26 protein-coding genes are annotated in these 25,853 nt (G+C 66.7%); 14 read left to right on the top strand and 12 right to left on the bottom strand.

Features of this window, described 5'->3' with window-relative positions; genetic code table 11:
* The first annotated feature begins 119 nt into the window (after positions 1-119).
* From trxA to VIF40_RS12215, 5 genes are all read left to right on the top strand, one after another.
* Positions 120-446: a thioredoxin gene (trxA, locus tag VIF40_RS12235; RefSeq protein WP_331937786.1), complete on the top strand. Its 327-nt coding sequence runs from the start codon at positions 120-122 to the stop codon at positions 444-446.
* Between the two features lie 42 nt (positions 447-488).
* Entirely contained in the window at positions 489-1,208 is a 720-nt protein-coding gene (gene modB / locus VIF40_RS12230) for a molybdate ABC transporter permease subunit (protein WP_331937785.1), read from the top strand.
* Positions 1,205-2,299, top strand: a complete 1,095-nt coding sequence (gene modC / locus VIF40_RS12225) for a molybdenum ABC transporter ATP-binding protein (protein ID WP_331937784.1) — start codon at positions 1,205-1,207, stop codon at positions 2,297-2,299. The genes modB and modC overlap by 4 nt, the downstream gene beginning before the upstream one ends.
* Before the next feature lie 421 nt (positions 2,300-2,720).
* Entirely contained in the window at positions 2,721-4,274 is a 1,554-nt protein-coding gene (locus VIF40_RS12220; protein ID WP_331937783.1) for a hypothetical protein, read from the top strand.
* Between the two features lie 97 nt (positions 4,275-4,371).
* Positions 4,372-6,405, top strand: coding sequence for a glycosyl transferase (locus VIF40_RS12215; RefSeq protein ID WP_331937782.1), 2,034 nt, complete (start codon positions 4,372-4,374; stop codon positions 6,403-6,405).
* A gap of 19 nt (positions 6,406-6,424) precedes the next feature.
* Here the strand turns inward: VIF40_RS12215 and dnaA are convergent, their stop codons facing one another.
* On the bottom strand, positions 6,425-7,903 hold the full coding sequence (dnaA, locus tag VIF40_RS12210; protein ID WP_331937781.1) for a chromosomal replication initiator protein DnaA: 1,479 nt from the start codon (positions 7,901-7,903) through the stop codon (positions 6,425-6,427).
* 438 nt (positions 7,904-8,341) lie between these two features.
* Here dnaA and VIF40_RS12205 point away from each other — a divergent pair, with 438 nt between their 5' ends.
* On the top strand, positions 8,342-8,650 hold the full coding sequence (locus VIF40_RS12205) for a hypothetical protein (protein ID WP_331937780.1): 309 nt from the start codon (positions 8,342-8,344) through the stop codon (positions 8,648-8,650).
* 157 nt (positions 8,651-8,807) lie between these two features.
* On the opposite strand, the gene rpsT is transcribed toward VIF40_RS12205, so the two are convergent.
* The 5 genes from rpsT to coaBC all read right to left on the bottom strand — a co-directional run bounded on the left by rpsT (position 8,808) and on the right by coaBC (position 12,427).
* Entirely contained in the window at positions 8,808-9,074 is a 267-nt protein-coding gene (gene rpsT, locus VIF40_RS12200) for a 30S ribosomal protein S20 (RefSeq protein WP_331937779.1), read from the bottom strand.
* Between the two features lie 224 nt (positions 9,075-9,298).
* Positions 9,299-10,072 carry an enoyl-CoA hydratase gene (locus VIF40_RS12195; RefSeq protein WP_331937778.1) on the bottom strand — a complete coding sequence of 258 codons (774 nt, stop codon included), beginning with the start codon at positions 10,070-10,072 and terminating at the stop codon, positions 9,299-9,301.
* 110 nt (positions 10,073-10,182) lie between these two features.
* Complete coding sequence (locus tag VIF40_RS12190; protein WP_331937777.1) at positions 10,183-10,629, bottom strand: Rrf2 family transcriptional regulator; 447 nt, start codon at positions 10,627-10,629, stop codon at positions 10,183-10,185.
* Positions 10,626-11,111: a dUTP diphosphatase gene (dut, locus tag VIF40_RS12185; RefSeq protein WP_331937776.1), complete on the bottom strand. Its 486-nt coding sequence runs from the start codon at positions 11,109-11,111 to the stop codon at positions 10,626-10,628. Before dut ends, VIF40_RS12190 begins: the two co-directional genes overlap by 4 nt.
* On the bottom strand, positions 11,111-12,427 hold the full coding sequence (gene coaBC / locus VIF40_RS12180; RefSeq protein WP_414684796.1) for a bifunctional phosphopantothenoylcysteine decarboxylase/phosphopantothenate--cysteine ligase CoaBC: 1,317 nt from the start codon (positions 12,425-12,427) through the stop codon (positions 11,111-11,113). The genes dut and coaBC overlap by 1 nt, the downstream gene beginning before the upstream one ends.
* A gap of 177 nt (positions 12,428-12,604) precedes the next feature.
* On the opposite strand from coaBC, the gene VIF40_RS12175 reads away from it, so the two are divergent.
* The 4 genes from VIF40_RS12175 to VIF40_RS12160 all read left to right on the top strand — a co-directional run bounded on the left by VIF40_RS12175 (position 12,605) and on the right by VIF40_RS12160 (position 16,223).
* Positions 12,605-13,015 (top strand): hypothetical protein, encoded by a 411-nt coding sequence (locus VIF40_RS12175; protein WP_331937775.1) that lies wholly within the window; start codon positions 12,605-12,607, stop codon positions 13,013-13,015.
* Between the two features lie 53 nt (positions 13,016-13,068).
* On the top strand, positions 13,069-14,232 hold the full coding sequence (gene recF / locus VIF40_RS12170; RefSeq protein ID WP_331937774.1) for a DNA replication/repair protein RecF: 1,164 nt from the start codon (positions 13,069-13,071) through the stop codon (positions 14,230-14,232).
* A gap of 120 nt (positions 14,233-14,352) precedes the next feature.
* Positions 14,353-15,456, top strand: coding sequence for an OpgC family protein (locus tag VIF40_RS12165; RefSeq protein ID WP_331937773.1), 1,104 nt, complete (start codon positions 14,353-14,355; stop codon positions 15,454-15,456).
* A gap of 11 nt (positions 15,457-15,467) precedes the next feature.
* A complete protein-coding gene (locus VIF40_RS12160; RefSeq protein ID WP_331937772.1) occupies positions 15,468-16,223 on the top strand; it encodes an SGNH/GDSL hydrolase family protein in 756 nt (251 codons plus the stop codon).
* Here the strand turns inward: VIF40_RS12160 and VIF40_RS12155 are convergent.
* A complete protein-coding gene (locus tag VIF40_RS12155) occupies positions 16,148-17,059 on the bottom strand; it encodes a phosphatase PAP2 family protein (RefSeq protein ID WP_331937771.1) in 912 nt (303 codons plus the stop codon). The genes VIF40_RS12160 and VIF40_RS12155 overlap by 76 nt on opposite strands.
* 291 nt (positions 17,060-17,350) lie before the next feature.
* Positions 17,351-18,019 (bottom strand): uracil-DNA glycosylase, encoded by a 669-nt coding sequence (gene ung / locus VIF40_RS12150; protein ID WP_331937770.1) that lies wholly within the window; start codon positions 18,017-18,019, stop codon positions 17,351-17,353.
* A 147-nt stretch (positions 18,020-18,166) separates the two neighbouring features.
* On the opposite strand from ung, the gene VIF40_RS12145 reads away from it, so the two are divergent.
* From VIF40_RS12145 to VIF40_RS12135, 3 genes are all read left to right on the top strand, one after another.
* The gene (locus tag VIF40_RS12145; protein ID WP_331937769.1) at positions 18,167-18,436 is read left to right on the top strand and encodes a helix-turn-helix domain-containing protein; all 270 of its coding nucleotides are present in this window, start codon (positions 18,167-18,169) and stop codon (positions 18,434-18,436) included.
* 69 nt (positions 18,437-18,505) lie between these two features.
* On the top strand, positions 18,506-20,257 hold the full coding sequence (locus VIF40_RS12140; protein ID WP_331937768.1) for a SulP family inorganic anion transporter: 1,752 nt from the start codon (positions 18,506-18,508) through the stop codon (positions 20,255-20,257).
* A 62-nt stretch (positions 20,258-20,319) separates the two neighbouring features.
* A complete protein-coding gene (locus VIF40_RS12135) occupies positions 20,320-21,162 on the top strand; it encodes a tRNA nucleotidyltransferase (protein ID WP_331937767.1) in 843 nt (280 codons plus the stop codon).
* Here VIF40_RS12135 and VIF40_RS12130 read toward each other — a convergent pair.
* From VIF40_RS12130 to VIF40_RS12115, 4 genes are all read right to left on the bottom strand, one after another.
* Positions 21,123-22,571, bottom strand: a complete 1,449-nt coding sequence (locus VIF40_RS12130; protein ID WP_331937766.1) for a HAMP domain-containing sensor histidine kinase — start codon at positions 22,569-22,571, stop codon at positions 21,123-21,125. The two genes, VIF40_RS12135 and VIF40_RS12130, sit on opposite strands and share 40 nt — an antisense overlap.
* Positions 22,568-23,248: a response regulator transcription factor gene (locus VIF40_RS12125; protein WP_331937765.1), complete on the bottom strand. Its 681-nt coding sequence runs from the start codon at positions 23,246-23,248 to the stop codon at positions 22,568-22,570. The genes VIF40_RS12130 and VIF40_RS12125 overlap by 4 nt, the downstream gene beginning before the upstream one ends.
* A gap of 177 nt (positions 23,249-23,425) precedes the next feature.
* Entirely contained in the window at positions 23,426-24,253 is an 828-nt protein-coding gene (locus tag VIF40_RS12120; RefSeq protein WP_331937764.1) for an ABC transporter permease, read from the bottom strand.
* Positions 24,250-25,005 (bottom strand): ABC transporter ATP-binding protein, encoded by a 756-nt coding sequence (locus tag VIF40_RS12115; RefSeq protein WP_331937763.1) that lies wholly within the window; start codon positions 25,003-25,005, stop codon positions 24,250-24,252. The genes VIF40_RS12120 and VIF40_RS12115 overlap by 4 nt, the downstream gene beginning before the upstream one ends.
* Positions 25,006-25,350: 345 nt before the next feature.
* Here VIF40_RS12115 and VIF40_RS12110 point away from each other — a divergent pair, with 345 nt between their 5' ends.
* Complete coding sequence (locus tag VIF40_RS12110; RefSeq protein ID WP_331937762.1) at positions 25,351-25,740, top strand: hypothetical protein; 390 nt, start codon at positions 25,351-25,353, stop codon at positions 25,738-25,740.
* Positions 25,741-25,853: the final 113 nt, after the last annotated feature.

The raw sequence follows: 25,853 nt of genomic DNA, 5'->3' as shown, positions 1-25,853 counted from the left end.
GGCCGGCGCAGTGGACGGAGCAGACCTCTGGCGGCAGACCTCTAGCAGCCGACCTCGGCTTGACGTGGCGCCGCGCGGTTCCTACTCTTTTAAAAAAGTTTCAATTCGAAAGGAATGCCATGTCTGCCGTGACCGTCAAAGTCTCCGATGCGAGCTTCGAGGCCGAGGTTCTGAAATCCGACCAGCCGGTCGTCGTGGATTTCTGGGCCGAATGGTGCGGGCCCTGCCGCACCATCGCGCCGGCGCTCGAGGAAATCGCCGTCGAGCTCAAGGACAAGCTCAAGATCGTCAAGCTCAACGTCGACGAGAATCCCAACGTCGCCGGCATGCTCGGCATTCGCTCCATTCCGACGCTCATCATCTTCAAGGACGGCAAGGCCGCCTCGCAAAAGGTGGGCGCGGTGCCGAAAGGCGAATTGCTGCGCTGGATCAACGCCGCTATATAAGCACTCGACGTAACGCGAGCGAAGGCGTAGAGCCCTGAGCATATGATACTCTCGGATCTCGCGCCTTCCCTCGACTTCTCCCCGCAAGAGCTGACGGCGATCGCCCTCAGCCTGAAAGTGGCGGGGACGGCGACCATCGTTTCTCTGCCGCTGGCCGTCTTCGTCGCCTATGCGCTGGCGCGCTGGCGCTTTCCCGGCCATGCGGCCTTGAACGCCCTCATTCATCTGCCGCTGGTCATGCCGCCGGTCGTCACCGGCTTCGCGCTGCTGCTGCTGCTCGGCCGCAGGACGCCGCTCGGCTCCTTCCTCGCGGATTATTTCGGCGTCGTCTTCGCCTTTCGTTGGACCGGCGCGGCGCTGGCCGCCGCGGTCATGAGCTTTCCGCTGATGATCCGCCCGATTCGCCTCTCCTTCGAGAGCATAGACGAGCGGTTGGCGCTCGCCTCCCGCTCGCTGGGCGCCAATCCGCTGTGGACATTTTTCCTGGTGACGCTGCCGCTGGCGGCGCCCGGCCTCATCGTCGGAGCGATTCTCGGCTTCGCCAAGGCGCTCGGCGAGTTCGGCGCGACGATCACCTTCGTCTCCAACATCCCCGGCGAGACGCAGACGATTCCCTCGGCCATCTACAGCCTCACCCAGACCCCGGACGGCGACGCCGACGCGCTGCGGCTCGCGGCCGTGTCGGCGGTGATCGCCGTGACCGCGCTCGTGGTCTCGGAAATATTGCAAAAGCGCGCCGACGCGACGAGAGCCGGCAAATGATCGCTGTCGACGTCACCTTGCGGCGCGGCGACTTCACCCTCGCCGCCGCCTTCGCGTCGAAAGCGCGCATCCTCGCGTTGCATGGGCCGTCCGGCTCCGGCAAGACGACGCTCGCCCATCTCGTCGCCGGCCTCGCCGCGCCGGACGAGGGCCATATCGTGGTGAATGGCGTGCGGCTCGTCGATACGGCGCAACGCCTGCTCGTTCCGCCGGAGAAACGGCGCATCGGCCTCGTGTTTCAGGACGCGCTGCTGTTTCCGCATCTCGACGTCAAGACGAATATTTTGTTCGGCCGCTTCTTCACGCCGAAGGAGGAGCGCCGCGTGCCGTTCGACGCGGTCGTCGAGACGCTCGGCGTCGCGCATCTGCTGCGCCGCCGCGCCGGAGCGCTGTCGGGCGGCGAGCGCCAGCGCGTCGGACTCGCGCGCGCGCTGCTGTGCTCGCCGCGCCTCTTGGTGATGGACGAGCCCATGGCCTCGCTCGACTATGACCGGCGCCAGGAGATCATGACGCTGATCGAGCGGCTGCGCGACGAATTCGCCATTCCGATCCTGCTCGTCTCCCATGCGGCCGACGAAATTTTGCGCCTCGCCGACGAGGTGGTCTCGCTGGATCGCGGCCGCATCGTCGCGCAGGGCCTGCCGTCGGAGACGCTCGCCGCCGCGAGCCGGCTCGTCGAAGGCGGCCGCTTCTCGCTGGTGAGCGCGCTGGAGGCGGAGGTCGGCGCCTTCGATCCGCGCTTTGGCGTGACGCGGCTCGAGCATCCGGCCGGCGAGATCGTCATCGCCGCCCATATCGCCGACGGACGCCGCAAGGTGCGCGCGCTCATCAACGCCACCGATGTCGCGCTGGCGCGGCGCAGGCCCCAGGACATCAGCATCCGCACCGTGCTCGAGGGACGCATCGTCGCCATAGACGAGGACGCCAGTCCGCTCGCCTTCGTGCAGATCGAGCTGCAAGGCGGCGGCAGGCTCATATCGGCGGCGACGCGGCTCTCCGTCGCCGAGATGAATCTGACCGTCGGCGTCGAAATTTTCGCGCTGGTGAAATCCGTCGCGCTCGACGAGAGGGAGATCGGCCCCGGCGCGTGACCGTCGCCGCGTGGCCCTCGGCGTCTCTCGACGCCAAGTTTTTGTTAGCTATTTCATTTAGACGTTTATTAAGACCTGCGTGCGATTGTCCGACCCGCGAAGCCATCCGATGATGCATCCGCCTCGCATTCGCGCCGAACAGGACAGATGATCTGTCCGTCGCTGGCCCCGCGCAGGACCCTCGAGCCGCCTCGGCTCTCAGGGCTCCCACGGAAGGCACGGCCTGGCGCGACGGTGTTCCCCGAACCTTTGTGACGAAGACACAGCCGCCGGCCGCTCGCGCCGGAGCGATCGCTCGCGCGTCGTCGCTGCGTCTCCGTTCGCGCCCGACCGCCCGAGCCTCGCGCGCTCGAGCCGACAAATGTGACGCCGTCCCACGTTCGTATCTTCGTAAACAGCTTCATTAGAAGCGGAGCGCCCGATGACCTCGATCTTCACCTCTCTCACCGCCACTCAGGTTGCCGGGCTCACCACCACGATCATGTCCAATCTGTCGACGACGGACATTGCCGCGTTGAGCACCACGCAGGCGTCCGCGCTCAAATCGACGCAGCTCAACGTCCTCAACTCGACCGATCTCCAATATCTGGCGCAGACGCAGATCGCGGCTCTCTCGGCCAACGCCATCGCCGGCCTGTCGCTCGCGCAGATCGGCACGCTGACGACCACGCAGGCCGACGAATTCACCGCCACCCAGGTCTCGGCCCTCACCTCCTCGCAGATCGGCGCGCTCACCTCGACCGAGCTGCAAGGCTGGGACGGCACGCAGCTCGGCGCGCTCACCTCCACGCAGATCGGCAAGCTCACCACCTCCGCGATCAGCAATCTGTCGACGACGCAGATCACCTCGCTGAGCCAGACGCAGTTGCGCGGGCTCACCACCTCGCAGCTCAATGCGCTGAGCACCGACGATCTCATCGCCGTCAATCTCGCCAATCTGAGCACCTCCCAAATTGCCGGCCTCGACGCCGCCGCCGCCGGCAATCTCTCTACCACTCAGGCGGAAGGCCTCAGCTCCGCGCAAATCTCCGCTTTGTCGGCCACTGCTTTCGCCGGCCTCTCGTCGACGGAAGTCCAGGCGTGGAACAACACGCAGCTCGCCGGCCTCACCGCCACCCAGATCGGCAAGCTGACTGCCACCGCCTTCTCCAACCTCTCCACGACCCAGGTCACCGACCTCAGCTCGACCCAGGTTCGCGGCCTCACCGCCACGCAGATCGGCGGGCTGACCGCCTCCTATCTCGACGCCGTCGACACGGCGGACTTCTCCACCAGCCAGATCGCCGCCTTCGGAGCCGCCACCGTCGGCGACCTCTCGACGACTCAGGTCGGCGGTCTCAGCTCGGCGCAGATCGGCGCGCTCTCCGCCACCGCCTTCGGCGCGCTCACCTCCACCGAGGTGCAGGCCTTCTCCTCCACGCAGCTCGCCGGCCTTACCGCAACGCAGATCGGCAAGATGACGACGACGGCCTTCTCCAATCTCTCCACCACGCAGGTCACCGACCTCAGCTCGACCCAGGTCCGCGGCCTCACCGCCACGCAGCTGGACGGGCTCTCGGCGAGCTATCTGGATGCGATCGACGCCGGCGATTTCTCGACCTCGCAAATCTCCGGGCTGGACTCGACCGCGGTCGGCAATCTCACATCGACCCAGGTCGGCGCGCTGACCTCGGCGCAGGTCGGAGCCCTCTCGGCGACGGCGGTCAATTCACTGACCACGACCGAGATCGACGGCCTGAGCAGCACGCAGGTCGCGGGCCTCACCAAGACGCAGCTCGCCGCGCTGAGCACGACCAATTTCACGGCTCTGAGCAGCACGACCGGCATTCCGGCGCTCACGACGACAGCGATCGCCGGACTCACGACGAGCGATATCGCCTCGCTGTCCACGACCCAGGGCAACGCCTTCACGACAACCCAGATTCAGGCAATGTCCGTGGATCAAGCTATCGCGCTCGTGTCTCTCATCGGCTGACGGCGGGGGGCGCGAGACGCGGTGACCTTCGTCACGCGTCCGCAACGGCGCTTCGGGCGGCATCGCTCGGGCGCCGCCCTCTCGAATGGACGTCGACATGACCACGCAGCCGAACGAATCGGAGTCCGCCCTCGCGCTGTTCAAAAATGCGATCGAGAAATCCTTCTCGCGCAAGCTGACGATCGCCGATCTGTTCATGACCGCCGCGCAGATCAAGGCGGCGGGGCTCGATCGACGGGCGGCAGAGCTCTATAAGCATTGGATCGCCTTCAATTCGGACGATCCCGTCGTCTATGCGGCCTATTTCAACTATGCGACCGCGCTGTCGGAGACGGGCGACCGCCCCGGCGCGATCAATGCGCTGCGCGAGGCGATCCGCATCCAGCCGGATTTCCAGCCGCCCTATATCAATCTCGGGCGGCTGCTCGAGGATTCGGGCCAGATCGGCGCGGCGGTCGCGCAATGGATGGCGCTGGTCGAGCGGACCGCCGCCATCAATGGCGACGCCGTCGCTCACAGACTGAGCGCGCTGCAGCAGACCGGACGCGTGCTCGAGAGCCTCAACAAGGACGAGGCGGCCGAAGATGCGCTGCGGCAGATCCTCGAGATCGACCCCAAGCGGCAGGAGGTGGTCCAGCATTGGATCGCGCTGCGCCAGCGGCAATGCAAATGGCCCGTGATGCCGCCCTCGGAGCGCGTGAGCCGCGCCGATCTCGCCAATGGAATTTCGTCGCTGTCGCTCGCCAATCATTGCGACGATCCGATGTTCCAGCTCGCCAAGGCGCATCACTACGAAAAGCGCGCCATCGGCCGGCCCGAGCGCCGCCTGCTCCCCGCGGAGCCGAAGCGGACGGCCGCCAAAGGAAAGCTGCGCATCGGCTATGTGTCCTCCGATCTACGCGAGCACGCCGTCGGCTTCGCCATGACGGATGTGCTCGAATCGCATGATCGCGCCCATTTCGAGATCCACGCCTATTATTGCGGCATCGCGCGCAATGATCCGACGCGCGAGCGCATCGTCGCCGCCGTGGATCGCTGGACCGACATCAATGGAATGAACGACGAGACCGCCGCGCGAAAAATCGCCGAGGACGAAATCGATATTCTCGTCGATCTCAACGGCTACACCAAGGACGCGCGCACCAAGGTCTTCTCGCTGCGGCCGGCGCCGATCATCGTCAATTGGTTCGGCTTTCCCGGCACGATGGGCAGCCCCTACCATCATTACATCATCGCCGATCCGGTGATCGTTCCGGAAGGGTCGGAGATCTATTATTCCGAGAAAGTGCTGCGTCTGCCCTGCTATCAGCCCAACGACCGCAAGCGCGTCGTCGCGCCGAGCCGCCCGACGCGCGCCGAGGCGCGGCTGCCGGAAGACGCTTTCGTCTATTGCTCGCTCAACGGCATGCAGAAGCTCACCGCTCTGACCTTCGACCGCTGGGCGCGCATATTGACGGCGGTTCCGGGCAGCGTGCTGTGGCTGCTGACCGGCACGGAACAGACCAACGACCGCGTGCGGGCGGAGGCGAAGGCGCGCGGCGTCGCGCCGGAGCGCATCGTCTTCGCCGATAAAATGGCCAATCCGGAGCATTTGGCGCGCTATGCGCTCGCCGATCTCTTCCTCGACAATTTCCCCTATGGCGCCCATACGACGGCCGCCGATTCGCTGTGGATGGGCGTGCCGATCGTCACCTACCCCGGCCGCAGCTTCGCCTCGCGCGTCTGCGCGAGCCTGGTGCGCGCGGCCGGCGTCGGCGAGCTCGCCTGCGCCTCGGCCGAGGATTACATCGCGCTCGCGATCGAGCTCGGCAAAGACAGGCGCAAGCTCGCAGGCGTCCGCGACAAGCTGGCGAGAGCGCGCGACACATCGCTGCTGTTCGACACGCCGCGTCTCGTCGCCGAGCTGGAGACGCTCTATCGCGCTATGTGGAGCGATTACGAGAGCGGCGCGCTGCCGCGGCCCGATCTACGCAATCTCGACATTTATCACGAGATCGGGCTCGATCTCGATCTCGAGAAGATCGAGCTGCAGAGCGACGCCGATTATGCGGCGCTCTATGAGCGCAAGCTCGCGGAATGGGACGCAGCCTATCCGATCGAGCCCGACGCGCGCATGTGGCGGCCGCGCTGAGCGCGCGGCCATGCGCCTCTCATTCGGCGAGCATTCGCTTCAACAGCTCGATCACCTCGGACAGGCTCTTGTCCTTGGAGGCGAGATCCTCGACCTTGCGCACCGCGTGCAGCACGGTCGTATGGTCGCGTCCGCCGAAGCGCCGGCCGATCTCCGGCAGCGAGCGCAGCGTCAGCACCTTGGACAGATACATGGCGATCTGCCGCGGGCGCACGACATTGGCGGTGCGGCGCGAGGAGAGAATATCGGCGCGCGAGATGTTGTAGTGGCTGGCGACGAGCTTTTGAATGTCGTCGATCTTGACGCGCTTGGGCTCGGCGCTGCGCACCAGATCGCGAATGGCGTTCTCGGCCGTCTCCACGCAGAGCGGCGCGCCATTCAGCGTCGAATGCGCGAGCAGGCGATTGACCGCGCCTTCGAGATCGCGGCCGTTGGTCACGATCGTCTTGGCGATATAGGACATGACCGCCGGCGGCACATGGAAATTGGGCTGCGCCTCCTGCGCGGCGGCGATGCGCGCCTCCAAAATCTTCATGCGCAATTCTTCGTCGAGCGGGCCGATGTCGACGCAGAGCCCGCCCTTGAAGCGCGAGAGCACGCGCTCGTCGAGAGTCTCGAGATCGGACGGCGGACGGTCGGCCGCGACGACGACCTGCTTGCCGGCGTCGATGAGCGAGTTCAACGTGTGGCAGAACTCCTGCTGGATCGACTTGCCCTGCAGAAATTGCACATCGTCGATGATCAGCACGTCGATGTTGCGCAGCTTCTCCTTGAAGGCGATCGACGAATGCTGCGTCAGCGCCGAGACGAAGCCGCTCATGAACTTCTCGGCCGTCAGATAGAGCACGCGACGCTTATTGTCATTGGCCGAGCGCGCCACCGCCTGCAGCAGATGCGTCTTGCCGAGTCCGACGGCGGCATGCGTGTAGAGCGGATTGAACAACGGATGCTCGCCGGGACGGGCGTCGGCGACGCGACAGGCGGCCGCATAGGCGAGCTGGTTGGAGGGGCCGACCAGAAAGGTCGAGAAAGAAAGACGACGATCGAGCGGCGAGCCGCCGAACGACTCGCCCTCGCCGCGCCCCGTCGCGCGCATGGGCGCCTTGGCGGGCTGCGCCTCGATGCGCTCGACGATGGCGGGCGTCTGCGCCTTCTCGGTCGCCGCGCCGACGGCGGAGTCCGCATCGCGCGGACGCGAGCGGCGCGTCGGCGAACGCACGTCGATGACGATCTGCTCGAGCGAAGTGAACTCGGCGAAGAGCCGCGTGCGAATGCGATCCGCGTAATGAGTCTGAATCCAGCTCTTCAAGAATTTCGTCGGCACCGTCAGCAATGCGGCGCCGCCCTTCGCGCCTTCGAGCTCCAGCCGCGCAAACCAGGAATTATAGACCGCTTCGCCGAGCTCGGCGCGCAACCGACCCCGCACGCGCTCCCATTTCTGCCGGTCCTCGGCCGACATTTCGCTGGAATTCGACTGGTCTTCGTTATTATCGGACATGGCTTTCTTTCGCGCTGAAGACGAGTTGAGGCGCGCCGCCTCGGCAGCGTCGTCACAGTGAAACGGATAGAGTGGTCGGTTTCGATCGAAAGGCGCGATCGTCGCTTCGAGGACGCTTACAGCCTGCTCGGGGGACCCACGGAACTCTCGCTGAAGTCGAACGGGTTTCTCCTGCCCTTTCGACTGCGACGCGGCGCGCCGTAGCGCTGCGCTTCGTCGTCGCTCGTTCTCGTGTCGGCTCGCCGCCCAAAAGCCATCACATCACCCCTACATCCGCGATGAGCGAAAGCTCGTCGCGGTCCTAACAATCGGATCTGAAGATACGCAGACTGAAACGCACCCAGCGGGAATTCGGCCGATGCATTTACGGTGTGGTCGACGCGTTTGTCGAACGCGTCGGGCGGTCTCTCGCCGAGACGGTGTCAGCCGAAGGCCTACATGCTTTTACTCACCCATCTGAGCGACGCCGCTCCGCAACGCCACGCCACATTCAGAACCTACACGCCCGCTTTTGCGCACGCAACGATCGTCGAGCCGCAGAATGCCCAGATCGACGCCGCAACACCGCCGCACATCGCGCATCGCCAGGATAAAGTCATGATTCCCCGCTCAGAAAAATCTATCGCCGACGAGGGCGCCGCAGAGCGATCGCCGCAGCTCCGCAGCGCCGCAGCGGCGAAGAGCGCGTGTCAAGCCCGCCGAGCGTTGCCGGCGCAACGGGCCTATGATGCAATTAACTGTTTCTAAACCATATACTCTGCGCACAAGAAAAACGTGTGAAAATAAATCTCACACTACGGGGACTAGCGGAATCGGTTTTCCCGCGTGGTCGAAGAATTACGCAGAACGCAAAAAAGCCCGGCGGAGCCGGGCTTTCGAAACACGCTGTTTGCGTAAGAAAAGATCAGGCGGACAGCGCCTTCACGCGAGCGGTCAGACGAGAGACCTTTCGCGATGCGGTATTCTTGTGAATGACGCCGTGCTGCACTGCGCGCATGACGACCGGCGCGACGCTCTTGAGCACGGCGGCGGCCGTCGCGGCGTCGCCGCTCGCGATCGCCTCCTCGACCTTGCGAACCTGCGTGCGCAGCAGGCTGCGACGCGCGCGGTTGACGGCCGTGCGCCGGGCGATCTTTCGGACGGCCTTCTTGGCCGAGCTGGTGTTGGCCATCTTTGTTCCTTCGACGGTCGAGGCGAGGCGGGCGGGGTCGCCGCCCAGAAAAGCAAAGCGGCCGCGAAATCGCGGCCAGCTCGCGGGCCTTATACGCGCGCCGGCGTCGTTTCGTCAATGCCCGCGGTCCGAGCGGCTGGAGCGCCTTCCGATCGACCGGACTCACTCGATCGATCGGAGTTCGCTCCGAAGAAGGAATGCCGGAGCGGCCGCGGAAGTCGCGCTCAACGATGCTCGAAATGCGGCGGACGCTTCTCGATGAAGGCGGTCATGCCCTCTTTCTGGTCATGCGTCGCGAACAGCGAATAGAACAATCGCCGCTCGAAACGCACGCCTTCCGACAAAGGCGTCTCATAGGCGCGCTCGACCGCCTCCTTGGCCATGAGAACGGCCGGCAGGGACAGCGCCGCGATCGTCTGCGCCGTCTTCAACGCCTCCTCGATCAGCCGGTCCGCCGGCAGAATGCGCGCGACGAGGCCGCAGCGCTCGGCCTCTTCCGCGCCCATCAGCCGTCCGGTCAGGACCAGCTCCATCGCCTTGGATTTGCCGATGGAGCGCACCAGACGCTGCGTGCCGCCGGACCCTGGAATGACGCCGAGCTTGATCTCGGGCTGGCCGAATTTGGCGGTGTCCGCGGCCAGGATGAAGTCGCACATCATGGCGAGCTCGCAGCCGCCGCCGAGCGCATAGCCGGCGACGGCGGCGATGACAGGCTTGCGCGCCCGCGCCACCCCGTCCCAGCGCGCCAGGAAGTCGTCGAGATAGGCCTCGGCGACGGTCTTGTCGCGCAGCTCCTTGATGTCGGCTCCGGCGGCGAAAGCCTCGGCGGAGCCGGTGAGGACGACGCAGCCGATTCCCGCGTCCGCCTCGAAATGCGTCAAAGCGTCGGCGACCTCGCCGATCAAACGGGCGTTCAGCGCATTGAGCGCGCGGGGACGGTCCAGCCGCAGCAGCGCGACGCGTCCATGCGTTTCGATCTTGATCGTCTCATATTCCAAGGCCGGCCTCCTGTTTCCTCGATCATTCGGCGAGTCGAGGCCGCAAGGCCCGCTCGGGCCGCGTGGCCACGCCATGCATGCCCCCTGCATTGCGGGCGCCGAATGGGCGCTCAAATTTCGAAATCGCCTTCGTTCGTCTCGATCTCGCCGAGGCCCGCGGCGACCGCCTGCCCATGCAGCTCGTCCAAGGTGATCATATCGAGCTTGGCGAGCGCCTGCCGCTCGGCGTCGGCGAATATGGGATCGACCGCGAGCCTCAGCAGCGCCGGCCCCTCGCCGTCGATCGCCCCCTCCTCCGCGCGCAGAGCGACGCGCACGATCTCGCCGACATTGAGGCGGCGACGCTCGCGCGCCAGCTCATAGCCGCCCGCCGGGCCGCGCACGCTCTTGAGAATGCCGGCGCGGACCATGGCTTGCAGCATGCTCTCGAGATGCCGCGGCGGCAGATCGTGACGCGCCGCCAGCGCGCGCGACGACACCGGCCGCGAACGCCCATGCAGAGCAATGTCGAGCGCCGCCAGCACGGCGAGGCGCGCGGGACGCGGCAGCAGGCTCATTCCCCGCAGCCCTCGCTCGCCACGCCGCCGTCGCGCATCCCTGTCGAGCCGAAGCCGCCCTCCCCGCGCGCGGTCTCGGCCAACGCCTCGGCGGCCTCGACGAGCTCGACTCGCTCGTAGCGCGCAACCACCAGCTGCGCGATGCGCATGCCGCGCGAGATCTCGAAGGGGTGCGTCCCGAAATTGACGAGCAGAACCTTCACCTCGCCGCGATAATCGCTGTCGATGGTGCCGGGCGCGTTGAGCACGCTCACGCCGAATTCGAGCGCGAGGCCGGAGCGCGGCCGCACCTGCGCCTCATAGCCCGGCGGCAGCGCGATGGAGAGGCCCGTCGGCACGAGATCGCGCGCGCCGGGCTCGAGCACCAGCTTGCCGCCCGGCGCGATCGCCGCGCTGAGATCGAGGCCGGCGGCGCCCGCGCTGGCGTAGGCGGGCGCGGCGAGGCCTTCGCCATGCGGAAGGCGGCGGATGGCGATCTTCATCACGGCGTCTCCTCCGCGGCCAGTCTTTGCGAAATATGCGCGACGAGCCGCGCCGCGACCTCGGCTTTGTCCAGCCGTGGCCAAGATGCGACGCCCGCGCCCGAGACCAGATGGACCTCGTTGCTGTCCGCGCCGAACACGCCGGCGGCCGCGCCCACGTCATTGGCGACGATGAGATCGCAGCCTTTGCGCGCGAGCTTCTCCTGCGCATGGGCGAGCACGTCGCGCGTCTCCGCGGCGAAGCCGACGACCAGCGCCGGCCGCCCCTCGCGCCGCTGCGCGATGCTGGCGAGAATGTCCGGATTCTCGCGCAGAACGAGCGTCGGAGGCTCGCGCGCGGCGCATTTCTTGATCTTGTCCGCCGAAGGCTCGACCCGCCAATCGGCGACGGCGGCGGCGGCGATGAAAATATCCGCCGGCAGCGCGGCCTCCACCGCCGCGAGCATTTGCTGCGCCGTCTCGACATGATGCGTCGCGACGCCCTGCGGATCGGCGATCTCGACCGGGCCGCTCACCAGAGTGACGCGCGCGCCGGCGCGCGCCGCCGCCGCCGCGATTGCGTGGCCCTGCTTGCCGGAGGAGCGGTTGGAGAGATAGCGCGCCGGATCGATCGGCTCGCGCGTCGGCCCCGAGGTGACGAGCACATGGCGTCCGGCGAGCGGCCCCTGCGCGACCGCGGGAAGCGGCAAAACCGTATTCCCACGCAACGCCGCCTCTATTGCCGCGACAATGGCGAGCGGCTCGGCCATCCGTCCCGGGCCGAACTCGCCGCAGGCCATCTCGCCGTCGTCGGGACCCACGAAAAGCGCGCCGTCGCCGCGCAGCGTCGCGACATTGCGCTGCGTCGCCGGATGCAGCCACATGCGCAGATTCATGGACGGCGCCAGCAGCGTCCGCTTGTCGGTGGCGAGCAGGAGAGTCGTCGCCAGATCATCGGCGAGGCCCTGCGCCATGCGCGCCAGGAGATGCGCCGTCGCCGGCGCGACCACGACGAGATCGGCCTCGCGCGAGAGGCGAATATGGCCCATCTCCTGCTCGTCGGTGAGCGAGAACAAATCCTCGTGGACGCGCTCCCCGGTGAGGCTGGCGAAGGAGAGCGGCGTGACGAAGCGGGTTGCGGCCCCGGTGAGGACAGCGCGCACGGCCGCCCCGCGCTCGCGCAGCCGGCGCACCAGCTCAAGCGCCTTATAGGCGGCGACGCCGCCGCCGACGACGAGCAGTATGCGTTTACCTCGCAGAACAGGCTCGCCCGGCAGAACAGGATCGCCCGGCGGAACAGGGTTGCCCGAAAGGCTCTGCGGATCGGAAAAGACCACGCGACGGCTCCGCTGGCGATGAGGGGGCGACAGAATACTCTTTTTCGCGCCGGCCCGGAAAGGGCGGCGCCGGGCGTCAACCATATTCGGCCGAACAGCGCCAAAGCCGTATCCGGTCGCGACGCCTTGGTCTATATTCGTCAGCGCCCGCGCGCCAGGAAAGGGCGAGGAAAGGGGATGTCCGACTATCTCGACAAAGTGAATAGCATCCCGATCTCGGCCGATCTCCTCGGCGAGGTGCTGGATATGCTGCGCTCGCTTCCGGCGGAGGAACGCTGGGCTTCCGGCTCGCGCTCGGCTCGATTGTTCGAGCTGCTCGATCGCCGCGGCCTGTCCGAGACGGCTGACATCGTCGCGGTCGCCATAGACCTGCGCGTCACCGCGCTGCTGCGGCTGCAGAGCGCCGACGCCCTGCGCGGCTGGACGAGCCCGGGCGGCGAGCTGGGCGCCAACCTCATCCACCCCGATCTCTTGAAAGCCGCCGCCGCCGAGCCGCTGATCGACGAGGCCGACGGCGAGGCCGGCTTCGACGCCGCCAGCTTCCGCCTGCGCCTGCTGGCCGGCGCGGAAGTCTACGGGCGCGCCTGAGGCCGCCGCCCTCGCGCTGGCCCTTCGCGCGCGGTCATGGCAAAGCGTGCGGCATGACGCCGAGCGATCCCCCCGCGATTCTCGCCCCCATGGCGCGCCGGCTGCTGCTCGCCGACTATCGCTCCTACGCCGCGCTCGATTGCGCGATCGAGGCGCCGCTCGTCGCGCTCTCCGGCGAGAACGGCGCCGGCAAGACCAATATTCTCGAGGCGCTGTCGCTATTCTCCTCCGGCCGGGGGCTGCGCGGCGCCGAGCTCTCCGATTGCGCGCGCCGCCAGGGCGCGGGCGGCTTCGCGGTCTCCATCGAGCTCGCCGCCGACGGCGTCACGACGCAGCTCGGCCATGGGCTGGAGCCCGCGAGCGGCGAGCAGGGCGCGACGCGGCGCTTTCGCATCGATCGCGCGCCGGCCGCCTCCGCCCGCGCTTTCGCCGATCATCTGCGCCCGCTGTGGCTGACGCCGGCCATGGACGGGCTGTTCGCCGGCCCGGCGGGCGATCGGCGGCGGTTTCTGGATCGGCTGGCGCTCAGCCTGGACGCCGAGCACGGCGCGCGCGCGGCAAGGCTCGAGCGCGCCCTGCGCAATCGCAATCGCCTGCTCGCCGATGATGCGCCGGACGCGCGCTGGCTCGATGCGGCGGAACGCGAGATCGCCGCGCTCGGCGTCGCCGTCGCCGCCGCGCGGGGCGAGACCGTGCTGCGGCTGCGCGCCCTCATCGCGCGCGAGCGCGACGACAGCTCGCCCTTTCCCTTCGCCGATGTCACGATCGAGGGCGACCTCGAGCGAATGCTCGGCGAAGAGCCCGCTCTGCGCGTCGAGGACCAATATCGCGCGCGGCTCGCCGCCTCGCGCCGCCGCGACGCCGCCGCCGGCCGCACGCTGGAAGGGCCGCAGGCGAGCGATCTTTCGGTGCGCCACGGCCCCAAGGACGAGGCGGCGCGCGCCTGCTCCACGGGCGAGCAGAAGGCGCTGCTGACCGGCCTCGTGCTCGCCCACGCCCGCCTCGTGGCCGCCACCACGGGACGCGCGCCGCTGCTGCTGCTCGACGAGGTCGCCGCCCATTTCGATCCGCTGCGGCGCGAGGCGCTCTACGCCGAGCTTTCGCGCATCGGCGGACAAGTGTGGATGACGGGCGCCGATCCGCAGGTGTTCGCCTCGCTCGCCGGCCGCGCGCAGCTTTTGCGCGTCGTTCCGGGACGCGTCGAGCGCGCGGCATGAGGCTCGCTGGACGCTATCGGCGGCGGTCCTAAAAAAGGCCGAATTCGAGGCCCTGAAAAGGCCGCGCCGCCGCCCGAAGGGCGAGCGGCGCCAGTGAAGACGCCAACGATCGAAGAGCGCATGCGGCAGCCGAACGAAATCGATTTCTGGCGCGGCTTCGCTCTCGTCACGATCTTCGTCAACCATATTCCCGGCATCGTCTTCGAGCGATTCACCTTCCGCAATGTCGCGATCTCCGATTCGGCGGAGCTGTTCGTCTTTCTGGCGGGCTGGGCGCTGCGCAAGCTCGTCGACGGGCCGGCCAAGCCGCTGTCGGCGCGCTATCTGATCCTGCGGCTCGAGGGCCGCGCCTTCACCGTCTATCTCGCCCAGCTGGTGATCGCGCAATTGGCGATCGCTCTTCTGGCGGGCGCCTCTCTGCTGCTCGACGCGCCATTCCTGCTCGATTGGAACAACGCCTCGGCCATTTTCGCCGATCCCGTGCGCGCCCATCTCGGCCTCGTCGCGCTGACCTTTCAGCTCGGCTATTTCGACATTCTGCCGCTCTATGTGGCGCTGATGCTCGTCTCGCCGCTGATCGCCCTCTCCTATCGCCATGCGCGAGCGGCTTTGCTTCCGGTCTCGCTCGCCATCTGGGCCTTTGCGCTGGCCTTCGGCGTGAATCTCCCGACATGGCCGGTCGAAGGCGCCTGGTTCTTCGATCCGCTCGCCTGGCAGCTCATCTTCGTCCTCGGCTTTCTGCTCGCCGGCGAGGATGGAATCGGCGGCCTCGCCCGCCGCTACCGCAAGCCGATAGGGTGGATCGCGCTGCCGATCGTGCTGCTCGGCGTCGCCGCGGCGCGGATCGACTTCGACCCGTCGCCGATCGCCTTGCCGGAGCCCAAGCTCTTTTTCGTCTTCGACAAGACCTTTCTCTCTCCGGCGCGGCTGCTCTCCAGCCTCGCCATCGTCGCCGTCTTCGCCGGCTCTTTCGGCGCGATATCGCGGGCTTTGCCGCGCCTCGGCGCGTTTCTGTCGCTGCTCGGCCGCAATTCGCTCAATGTCTTCTGCGCCGGCTCTCTGCTGAGCCTCGCCGGACAGGTGTTCCGCTTCGCCTATGGCGGAGATGTTGTAAGCGACGCTTTTATCGTTATGTTCGGGCTCATTGTGATGGGAGCGGCCGCATGGGCTTCGGAATGGCGCGAAAGGCTGCGGGCAAAAACGTCGAAAGAGCCTGCGGCTTAGCGCTGGCGCTCATGGCCTCGCTCGTCTTCGCTCAGGCATCCGCAGCTCAGGAATCCGCGCCGCCGGAGGCGCCGCCTCCGCTCAGCCCGGCCTGCGAGGCGCCGGCCGGCGACATCGCCGCGCCCGCCATGCTGCCGCATTTCGCCAGGGCGCTGCGCGAGCGCAAGACGGCGCGCATTCTCGCCATCGGCTCGTCCTCGACCTCGGGCGTCGGCGCCTCATCGGATAGCAAGAGCTATCCGGCCCAGCTCGAAGCCATTCTCGAAGGCGCGATGAAGGGCGTCGACGTCGTCGTCGCCAATCGCGGCGTCTCGGGCGAGGTCGCCGCCGTCACCGCCGAGCGCATCAAGAGCGAGGTGACGCGCGAGAAGCCCGATCTTCTGCTGTGGCAGCTCGGCACCAATGACGCGCTGGTGCGCGTCGCGCCGGACGAATTCGAGAATACGGTGCGCTCGACGATCCGCTGGCTGAAGGAGAATGAGATCGACGTCGTTCTCGTCGGCCTGCAATACAGCTCGCGCTTCTCGCGCGACGAGGAATATTTCGCGATCCGCAACGTGCTGCAACGCGTGGCCAGCGCCGAGAATGTCGCCTATGTTCGCCGCTATGACGCGATGCGCTTCATCGCGCAGAACCACGCCAATCTGCAGATGATGGCGCGCGACAATTTCCACCTCAACGATCTCGGCTATCAATGCATGGCCGAGCATATTGCGCGCGCGGTGATCGTCGGCGTGTTCGCCAAGCGTCGGCCGAGCGGAAACTGATTCCGCCTTGCCTCTATGCGCCGCGCGAACCGATAGGACAGATAGGCGACCGCGACTCCGCCGATCGGGTCCACGGCATAATGTCCGCCGTCCGTCACCGTGCCCACCAACAGGGCAGCGTCGACGAGGCACAAGAGGTAGAAGACCGGGCGCACAGAGCGCAGGCTGAGAGGCGTCAGCGCGCCGACCACGGCATGAAACGAAGGAAAGCTCACAAGGCCGCCGATCCCGCTGTTCGCGAAGTTCAATGGACCGGCCTCGCGCAAGCGCGTCAGATGATCCAGCGGGGTGCGGCCGGCGAACCGAAGCTCGTGAAACATCGAATTGTCGATGAGAGTGATCGCGCTCGAGGCCGGAAACAAAGCGGCGATGACGATCGTCGCCGTGAGCGCGATCGTGAAGGAGAGAAGATAGATGCGCAATTCATCGATGCGCTCGAGCGCGGCCAGCAGAAACACCGGCGCGACGATCTGAAGGGACATGCTCGCATAGGCTTTCCGCAGCCATTCCGCCAACACAGGGCGATCGTCGATATAATGGACGAAGGCCAGCCAATCGACGCCGAGCCATCGATCGAGCGAGAGAAACAACTCGTCCTGCAGCGGCATGGCGAGACGCTGCGTCGCATAGCTCGCAAACGCGCCCGCGAGCGACGTCGCCACCAGATAGATCAACGAATAGACGAAAATCGGCGCGGCGCGTGAGACGAAGCTCGGCGAGGCGAAGCGACAATAGACGTCGAGAGCGAAGACTGCGACGAGGAAAAGGCTCGGGTCAGAGAAGGATGGCAGCGTCAGCCCTGTCGCTTTTGCGCCGACATAGGCGGTCGTGATCAATGCGAGGCTGAGCCGCGCCGCGGCAGATGGGACGGCGACGAAGCGCGATCGTAGATGATCGAGACAAAGGTCGCAAATTCGGCGGGAAACATGAAGGAAATTGCAAAGCAACGTCAAATACATACGAAACTCGTGTCTTGATATGATTTGGAGACGCGCCGCCGGACTCGACGAAAGCGTCCCAGAAAATGCCGACTCGCGCCGGCGTCCCAATGAATACTCGATTACGAAACCGCGGTTACATTTCGGTAAACGACTAATTTTATATTGTCTTCCAGTAATATAGCCGTCTCACCAGTCTATCGGCGCGCGTTCTCTCGATTCGAGATAGGCGTTGGCTTTGGAAAAATGCCGGCAGCCGAAGAAACCATTGCGCGCCGAGAGCGGCGAAGGATGCGCGCATTCGAGCACCAGATGCTTGGAACGATCGACGCCCGCGCCTTTCTGCCGGGCGTAATTGCCCCACAGCAGGAAGACCAGCCCCTCCCGCTCGCGCGAGAGCGCCTGCACGGCGGCGTCGGTGAAGCGCTCCCAACCCTTGCCCTGATGCGAGCCGGCGGCGCTCTCGCGCACGGTGAGCGTGGCGTTGAGCAGCAGCACGCCCTGCCGCGCCCAGCGCGAAAGGTCCGGGTCGCGCGAGACCTTCCGGCCGAGATCGGCCTCGAGCTCCTTGAAGATGTTTTGGAGCGAAGGGGGCGGCGCAATGTCGCAGCCGACGGCGAAGCACAGGCCATTGGCCTGGCCGGGGCCGTGATAGGGGTCCTGCCCCAGTATAACCACCTCGACAGCGTCGAAGGGGCATTCGTCGAAGGCGCGGAAAATCTGCTTGGCCGGCGGATAGACCTTGCCTCGCGCATATTCCTCGCGCACGAAATGGCGCAGCGCGCCGAAATAGGGCTGCTCGAGCTCCGCACCGAGGCGAAGCTTCCAGCTCTCGTCGATTTGCACGGGTTTGTTCATATCCGCCAAGCTAACATGCGCGCGGGTCCGGCGAAAACCAGGGCGTGCGTGCCGCGGCCGCGCTGCACAATGGCTCAGATGATGTTTAAAACATCATCTTGGCGATGTAAAACATGTCTGCTAATATAAAAAGCGTGAGCATATGAGATGATCACCGCCGCTCAATTGCGCGCCGCAAGGGCGCTGCTCGGCATAGATCAGAAAAAGCTGGCCGAGCTTTCCGGCGTCTCCCTGCCGACGATACAGCGCATGGAGGCGAGCGACGGCAATGTCCGCGGCGTGATCGACACGCTCACCAAGGTCGTGGAGGCGCTGACCGAGGCCGGCGTCGAGCTGATCGGCGAGAACGCCCGCAGCGAAGGCGGCGGACGCGGCGTCAGAATGCGCCGCCCCGGTCCGCCCAATCCGACGACCTGACAGGAAAACCGCGACGACGACCGCCGACTTCGCGCCGACGATCCCGCCGCTCCTCGCACACGGGAGCAGATGTTGAGAGATCGACGTTTTCGCCAGCCGAGCTTCATCGAGCTGTTCACGCCCAAGCTCGTCACCATTTTGCGGGAGGGCTACGGCCTCGCCGATCTGCGCGCCGACGCCATCGCCGGCCTGACCGTCGCGATCGTCGCGCTGCCGCTCTCCATGGCCTTCGCCATCGCCTCCGGGCTCAGTCCCGACCGCGGGCTCTATACGGCGATCGTCGGCGGCTTTCTCGTATCGGCGCTCGGCGGCAGCCGTTTCCAGATCGGCGGGCCGGCCGGCGCCTTCATCGTTCTCGTCTTCTCGATCGTGCAGCGCCAGGGCTATGACGGGCTCGCGCTCGCCACCATGATGGCGGGCGTCATTCTGCTCGTGGTCGGCCTGCTGCGCGGCGGCACTTATATCAAATACATCCCCTTTCCGGTGACCGTCGGCTTCACCGCGGGCATTGCCGTCATCATCTTCGCCAGCCAGCTCAAGGAGCTTCTCGGCCTCGATGTTCCGCATGAGCCGGCCGCTCTCGCGCCCAAGCTCGCGGCGTTGTGGGAGGCGCATGGCAGCGTCCGGCCGGCGACGATCGCCGTCTCGGCGCTGGCGCTCGCCGTCATTCTCGGACTGCGGCGCTTTCGCCCCCATTGGCCCGGAATGCTGATCGCGGTCGTGCTCTGCGCGGGCGCGACGGCGGCGCTGCATCTCGACGTCGAGACGATCGGCTCGCGCTTCGGCGGCGTGCCGCAGACGCTGCCGGCCCCGGCGGCTCCCGCCTTCGATCTGGCGCGGCTGCGCGCGCTGCTGCCCGACGCCCTCACCATCGCCCTGCTGGGCGCGATCGAGTCGCTGCTCTCCGCCGTCGTGGCCGACGGCATGAGCGGGCGTCGCCATCGCTCCAATTGCGAGCTCGCCGCGCAGGGGATCGCCAATATCGTCGCGCCGATCTTCGGCGGCATGCCGGTGACCGGCACCATCGCCCGCACGGCGACCAATGTGCGCTCGGGCGCCAAGGGTCCGATCGCCGGCGTGCTGCATGCGGCGTTTCTCCTCGCCTTCATGCTGGTCGCCGCGCCGCTCGCGGCCTTCATCCCGCTCGCCTCGCTCGGCGCGGTGCTCGCCGTCGTGTCCTGGAACATGGCGGAGAAAAAGGAGTTCGTCGCCCTGCTCAAAGCCTCGCGCGGCGATGCGCTGGTGCTGCTTTCGACCTTCCTGCTCACCATTTTCGAGGATCTGACGATGGGCATCGGCGTCGGCGTGACGCTCGGCGCCTTCCTCTTCCTACATCGCCTCGCCGAAAGCGTGGAGGTGCAGACGGGCGAATCCTTCCTCGACGAGGATCAGGCCGATGATTACGGCGGCCAGCGCCCCGCCTATGACTCGGCGGCCGCCTCCGACGCGCAGGTGATGGTCTATAAGATCAGCGGCGCGATCTTCTTCGGCGCCTCGACGACAGTAAGCGCCGCGCTGGACGAGATCGGCCGCTATCCGCGCGTCTTCATCTTCGATTTCAGCGAGGCGCCGCTCGTCGACAGCACGGCGGCGCGGGCGCTCGAGAGCTTTGTCGCGCGATTGCGGCGGGCGGGAACCGTGGTTTGCGTCGCAGGGGCGCGGCCGGGCGTGCGCCGGGCGCTGCTCTCGGCCGGCCTGCACGAGCCGGAGACGCTCTACGCCGGCACTGTCGCCGACGCGCGGCGCCGGGTCTCGCCGACGCCGCCGACGACGGATCGCGAGCCGGGACTGACGGGAGCCGCCATAGCCGGCCGCGCGTGAGCCCCCCGGCGCGGCAAGCTGTTTGCTTGTCTCCCCGGGCATCCTCTCACTTGTGATATCTCATGGCGTCCGAACATATTCCCGAGCCCGATTTCGGGCAGACCGACCCCGGCCTCGGCATTCTTCGCATGGCGGCCCTCCTCGCCGAAACGGACAATGATCCGGGCGAGGAGACGATGAATCATTTGGCCGATCAGGTCGAGAACGGCGGTCTCGCCGGCCTGGACGCGGCCGATATCTGGCCGGAGCTCCATTTCGGCCTGTCCGGCCCGGCGCCCGGCAAGGCTTTGCGCATCCTGCGCATCTGCGGCGCGCTGCAGGCGATCCTGCCCGAAGTCGACGCTTTGTTCGGCGTTCCGCAAATATCGGAGGGGCAGTCGGAGGTCGACCTCGGCGCGCATATGCTGCGCTCGCTCGACGAGGCCGGGCGGATCGACGCGCCGCTCGCCGTGCGCTTCGCCCTGCTCGTCATGAATGTCGGCAAGGCGGATTCGCCGCGCGAGCATCTGCCGCTCCATTACAAGCACATCGACCGCGGCGGCCCGCGCATAGAGGCGATCGTCTCGCGTTTCGGCGTCCCGGCCGATTGTCTCGAGCTCGCCTTGCTGGCGCTTTCGGAATGCGAGCGCGTGCATCGCGCCTCGGAAGTGCGCGCCGGTCCCGTGGCGCAAATGCTGGAGCGGCTCGGCGCCTTCGACGCGCCGGAGATATTCGCGCGGCTGATGAGCGTCTGCGCCTGCGATTTCTCCGCCCATGCCGGATGCGCCGGCGAGGCCTATCCCAAGGCCGTGCTGCTGGAGACGGCGCGACTGGCCTGCGCCGTGATCGAGCCCGCCACTCCGGAGGCCCGCGCCGAGGCGATCGCTCAGGCGTTCCGCTCGCAACGCTGGTCGAGCGACAGCTGAACCACCCGTCCCGCGACGCCGGCCGCCGCTTCGCTCGGATCGGCTCCCGCCTCGGGGAGCCGCACCTTGAAGGTGGCGCCGCCGCCGGGCGTCTCGTCGACGGAGACGTCGCCGCCGAGCAGCTCGACGAGCTCCCGGACGATCGATAGGCCCAGCCCCGTGCCGGGGGGCGCGTCGTCCTTGCGCCAGAAGGGCTCGAAAATGCGCTTGCGGTCGGCGTCGGCCACGCCGCTCCCGTGATCGACGACCTCGATCGCGCATTCGGGCAGCACGCGAACGATCACGACGCCGCCTGCGGGCTCCGCGCGCAGCGCATTGGCGATGAGATTGGTGACGATGCTCTCGACGCTCCACCGCAATCCGAGCGCCGTCACACGGCGCGACGGCGCCTCGAACTGGATCTCGCGATCATTGTCGATCGCGATCGGCACATAATCCGCGGCGACAGTCAGCACGACATCGTAGAGATCGAACTTCTGAGGCGCGATCCGCCCGCGTTCCTTGATCTGCGCGAGCAGCAGCATCTGCTCGACGATCGTCTGCACGCGCAGCACGTCCCGCTCGATCTCGAATTTGAGCGGGCCCTCCGCCATCTTGCCGACGCGCGCCCGCAAAATGGTGATCGGCGTGCGCAATTCATGCGCGGAATTAGCGGAGAACCGCCTCTGCCGGTCGACGCCCTCCTGCACCCGCTCGAAGGCTTTGTTGACCGCTTCGATGAAGGGCCGCATCTCCGACGGCGCCTCTTCGAGCGCGATGCGCTCCTTCAACGAGTTCACGTCGATCGTCGCGACTTTCGCCGCGGCCTTGCGCAAAGGCGCGAGGCCGCGATTGACGACGAAGAGCGCGATGAGGCACATCGCCGCCCAATGGGGCAGGAAGATCAACGCCCCGTAGAGCGAGGTCATGTAGTAAGGCAGGAGAAAAAGGTCGCGCCACTGCAATTTCGCGCCATAGGTCACGACCACGAACTCGCCGATCGGCGCGCTGAAAAGGGCAGATTCCGCTTTGCGCATCACTCCGCCGACGGGCAGATCGACGGTCGATCGGGACAGCTTCAGACGACCGACGCCTTCGAAGGCCGCCACCAATTCCGGCGCCGATCCCGCCAGCGCCTGGCCGGAGCGCGGATCAAAAGCCGCGAAACGAAAATCGGGATTGGCGGACATAAAGCTCCGCAGCGCGTCGGTCATGGCGATCGATCTTTCGCCGGCGGCGTCCTTGCGCAACGCCGCGACCATCACCTCGCGCACGCGGGGCCTCGTCAATTCGTCGAGGCTCGCGCTCCCTCCATACGCGCCCGTGACGAGAACGCAGACGACAAAAGTCGTCGGCAGCGTCAGATAACCGAGAATGGAGCCGATGATCGCATAGACGATCAATCGGGACGAGAGCGACCGTAGCCTCATGGCCCCCGCGCTTCGCGAATGAGATAGCCGATGCCGCGCGGCGCGTGAATCTCCACGCCCGCGGCCTGGTCGTTCAACCGCTGCCGCAGTCGCATGGCGACCATCTTCAGCGCGCCTATGTGCGAGAGGTCGTCCGAGCCGTAGACCTCTTCGAGCAGCGTCGTGAAAGTGACCGCCCGTCCCGCTCGGCGCATCAGCGCCCCGAGCAGCGTCAGCTCCCGCCTCGGCACCACGAAGGGCGTCCCGCCGATGGAGGCGCTGTCCGAATTGAGATCGAAGTCCAGCCTGCCGATCGCGACCGGGGGCGCAGGATCGCCGCCCGGCCGCCGCAGGCTGGCGCGAATGCGCGCGAGCAGCTCCTCCGGCGAAAAGGGCTTGGTCAGATAATCGTCGACGCCGGCGTCGAGCCCGTCGACGCGCTCCTCGATCGAGCGGGCCGCCGTCACCGCCAGAATGCGAATGCCGGGGCGAATCCGCTTGGCCTCGGCGATGACCGACAGGCCGTCGCCGTCCGGCAGGCGCCGGTCCAGCAGCATCACCGGATAATCACAGGCCTCGAGCGCGTCGGGAACGTCGGCCAGGGCGCCCACGCAATCCGGAATATAGCCGGCTCGCCGAATGCGATCGGCGATCAGCATGGAAATATCCGGTTGATCTTCTACGATCAGAATTCGCATCGAACGACGGTTCCCATCGACTGTCGACAGAACGGCTCGCCGCGCGAGGACTGTCGATCCATTATCGAGCGCCCTCCGCCCGGCCGCAACCGAAATCGCGCGCTTCGGTCGGGCGCGCGCCGGGCGCGCCGAACGCGTTGTTTCGGCGTTATCGAGCGCCGGCGACAGCGGCCGCGCTCACTCGCCGGTCTGCAGCAGCGTCCCGGCGCGCCGCGCCGCGGCGAGCAGGCGCACGAAGGCGTAGGAGGCGGCGGCGAACAGCGCCGCGTCCAGCGCCAGTCCATAGATCATGAGATCGACGCGCAACGCATGGTGGACGAGCACGCCGCGCAATCCCTCGAACACATAGGTCGGCGGCAGCGCCCAGCAGATCGGCTGCAGCCAGGAAGGCAGAATGGCGACCGGATAATAGACGCAGCCGAGCGGCTGAATGACGAACATCAGCGACCAGACGAGACTTTCCGCGCCCAATCCGTAGCGCAGCAGCAGTCCCGATACGAACAGGCCGACGCTCCAGGCGAAAATGATGAGAATGGCGAAAAATGCCGCGAAAGCGAGGCCGAGCGCCCAGAGATTGAAGCCGAAGAACCAAATGGCGAGGATCGTCACCGGAACCATGCCGACGAACAGCCGAATGAGGCTCATCGCCATCATCGAGGCGACGAATTCGGCGGGACGCAACGGGCTCATGAAGAGATTGGGCAGGTTGCGCGACCACATCTCCTCGAGAAAGGAGAAGGAGAAGCCCTGCTGGCCGCGCAGCAATATGTCCCACAGCAGCACAGCGCCGATGAGCGAGCCGGCCGCGATCGTCGAAGCGTCGGCGCCGGCGAGGCCCCCGGGCGCGCGCAAGAGATAGGTTTGCAGAAAGCCCCAGGTGAGCATCTGCACCGTCGGCCAATACATCATCTCCACCATGCGCGGCATGGAGGAGCGCAGCAGATAAGAATAGCGCAAGGTCATCGCGCCGACGCGCGCGAGCGAGAATTCGAGAGCGGCGCTCATGCGGCGCCGCCATTGCCGCGGCCGCGCGCGACGTCGAGAAACACCTCCTCGAGATTGGCGCGGCCATAGCGCGCCAGGAATTCGGCGGGGGAGCCGTCGTCGACGAGGCTTCCCTCCTTCAGCATCATCACATGATCGCAGAGGCGCTCGACCTCCGCCATATTGTGCGAGGCGAGCAGGATCGCGCAATTGCGGCGGCGGCGGTAATCCTCGAGATGAGCGCGCACCCAATCGGCGGTGTCGGGATCGAGCGAGGCGGTGGGCTCGTCGAGCAGCAAGAGCTCCGGCTCGTTGATGAGCGCCTTGGCGAGCGCGACGCGCGTCTTCTGCCCGGCGGAGAGACGGCCGCTCGGTCGGTCCAGAAAATCCGTCAAGGCGAGGCTCGCGGCGAGCTCCTCGATCTTGGCGGCGACGCCGCGAACGCCATAGAGGCGGCCGAAGACGGTGAGATTCTGCCGCACGGTGAGCCGATGCGGCATGTCGACATAAGGGCTCTCGAAATTCATGCGGCCGAGCGCGTGATAGCGATCCGCGAGAAAATCACGGCCGAAGATCTCGATCGATCCGGTCGTCGGCTCGATGAGGCCCATGATCATGCCGATGGTCGTCGTCTTGCCGGCGCCATTGCCGCCGAGCAGGCCCGTCACCGAGCCCGCGGCGAGCGAGAAGCTCAGCGGCCGCACCGCGACGGTCGCGCCATAAAACTTGGAGAGGCCCGCCACGCGCAAGGCGAGGCCGAGTTCGAGCGCCATGACGCCTCGGGGGAGCGGATTGTTTCCCCGCCCTTATCGCGAGTCGGGGCCGGCAAATCAATCGCCACGCCACACAGGCCCGCTTCAGCCGCCCTGGGCGGCGGTCTCGCCTATTTGCAGCAAAGCGCCTTTCGTGCGAGTCTTCGCGGGCTCGCGTCGGCGCGCTCCCTATGGGAGCCGCAAGAGGGACGGCGCGACGTCACGCCGGAGCGTTGTGCTCGATCGCCTCGAAGCGATCGAAACGCCCCGGATCAGACCCGTGAGCACGCGCGCCTGTCGGCGCCGCGTTCACCAACCCCTCGTCGGCGGTCGCGCATCGCCGCATCACACCCAAGGAAGCACAAAATGCTCGGACTTGCAGCGAAAGCCGTCGTGGCGCTCGTCTTCGTCACGACGCCGGCCCTGGCCGCGGGCCAGATTTGGAGCGTCATAGAGGAGAGCAGCTCGGGCGTCATGACCGTTCAAGGAACCTGGACGATGACCGGAGACGGCGACAAGATCACCGGCAAGGCGGATATGCAATTCGACGACGGCAAACCCTTCGCCTACTCCCTCGAAGGCTCGAAAAAAGGCGACATCTACACGGTCACTCTGAACGGCCGCAGCGACGACAAGAGCGGCTGCGTCTGGACCGGCCATATCCCCGCGGGCGCCGACGCCGGTTCCGCGAAGCTCATCGGCAAGGCCCAATGCCCCAGCGGTTCGGGTTTCGTCATCAAAGCGTCGCGAATGTGATCGGCGTCGCCGAGCACGGATTTTAACGGACGCCCCGGGCTTTCCGGCGAGCGTCCGTCGCCCTCGCGATCACGGCCGGCGGGAGGCCGCGATCGCAGCGGCTCCGATCGGCG

It is taken from the genome of Methylosinus sp., from assembly GCF_036560965.1.
In the GTDB taxonomy this organism is placed as follows: domain Bacteria; phylum Pseudomonadota; class Alphaproteobacteria; order Rhizobiales; family Beijerinckiaceae; genus Methylosinus.
Note: the sequence above shows the minus strand (reverse complement) of the source record. Positions and strands in the feature narration are given on the sequence as shown.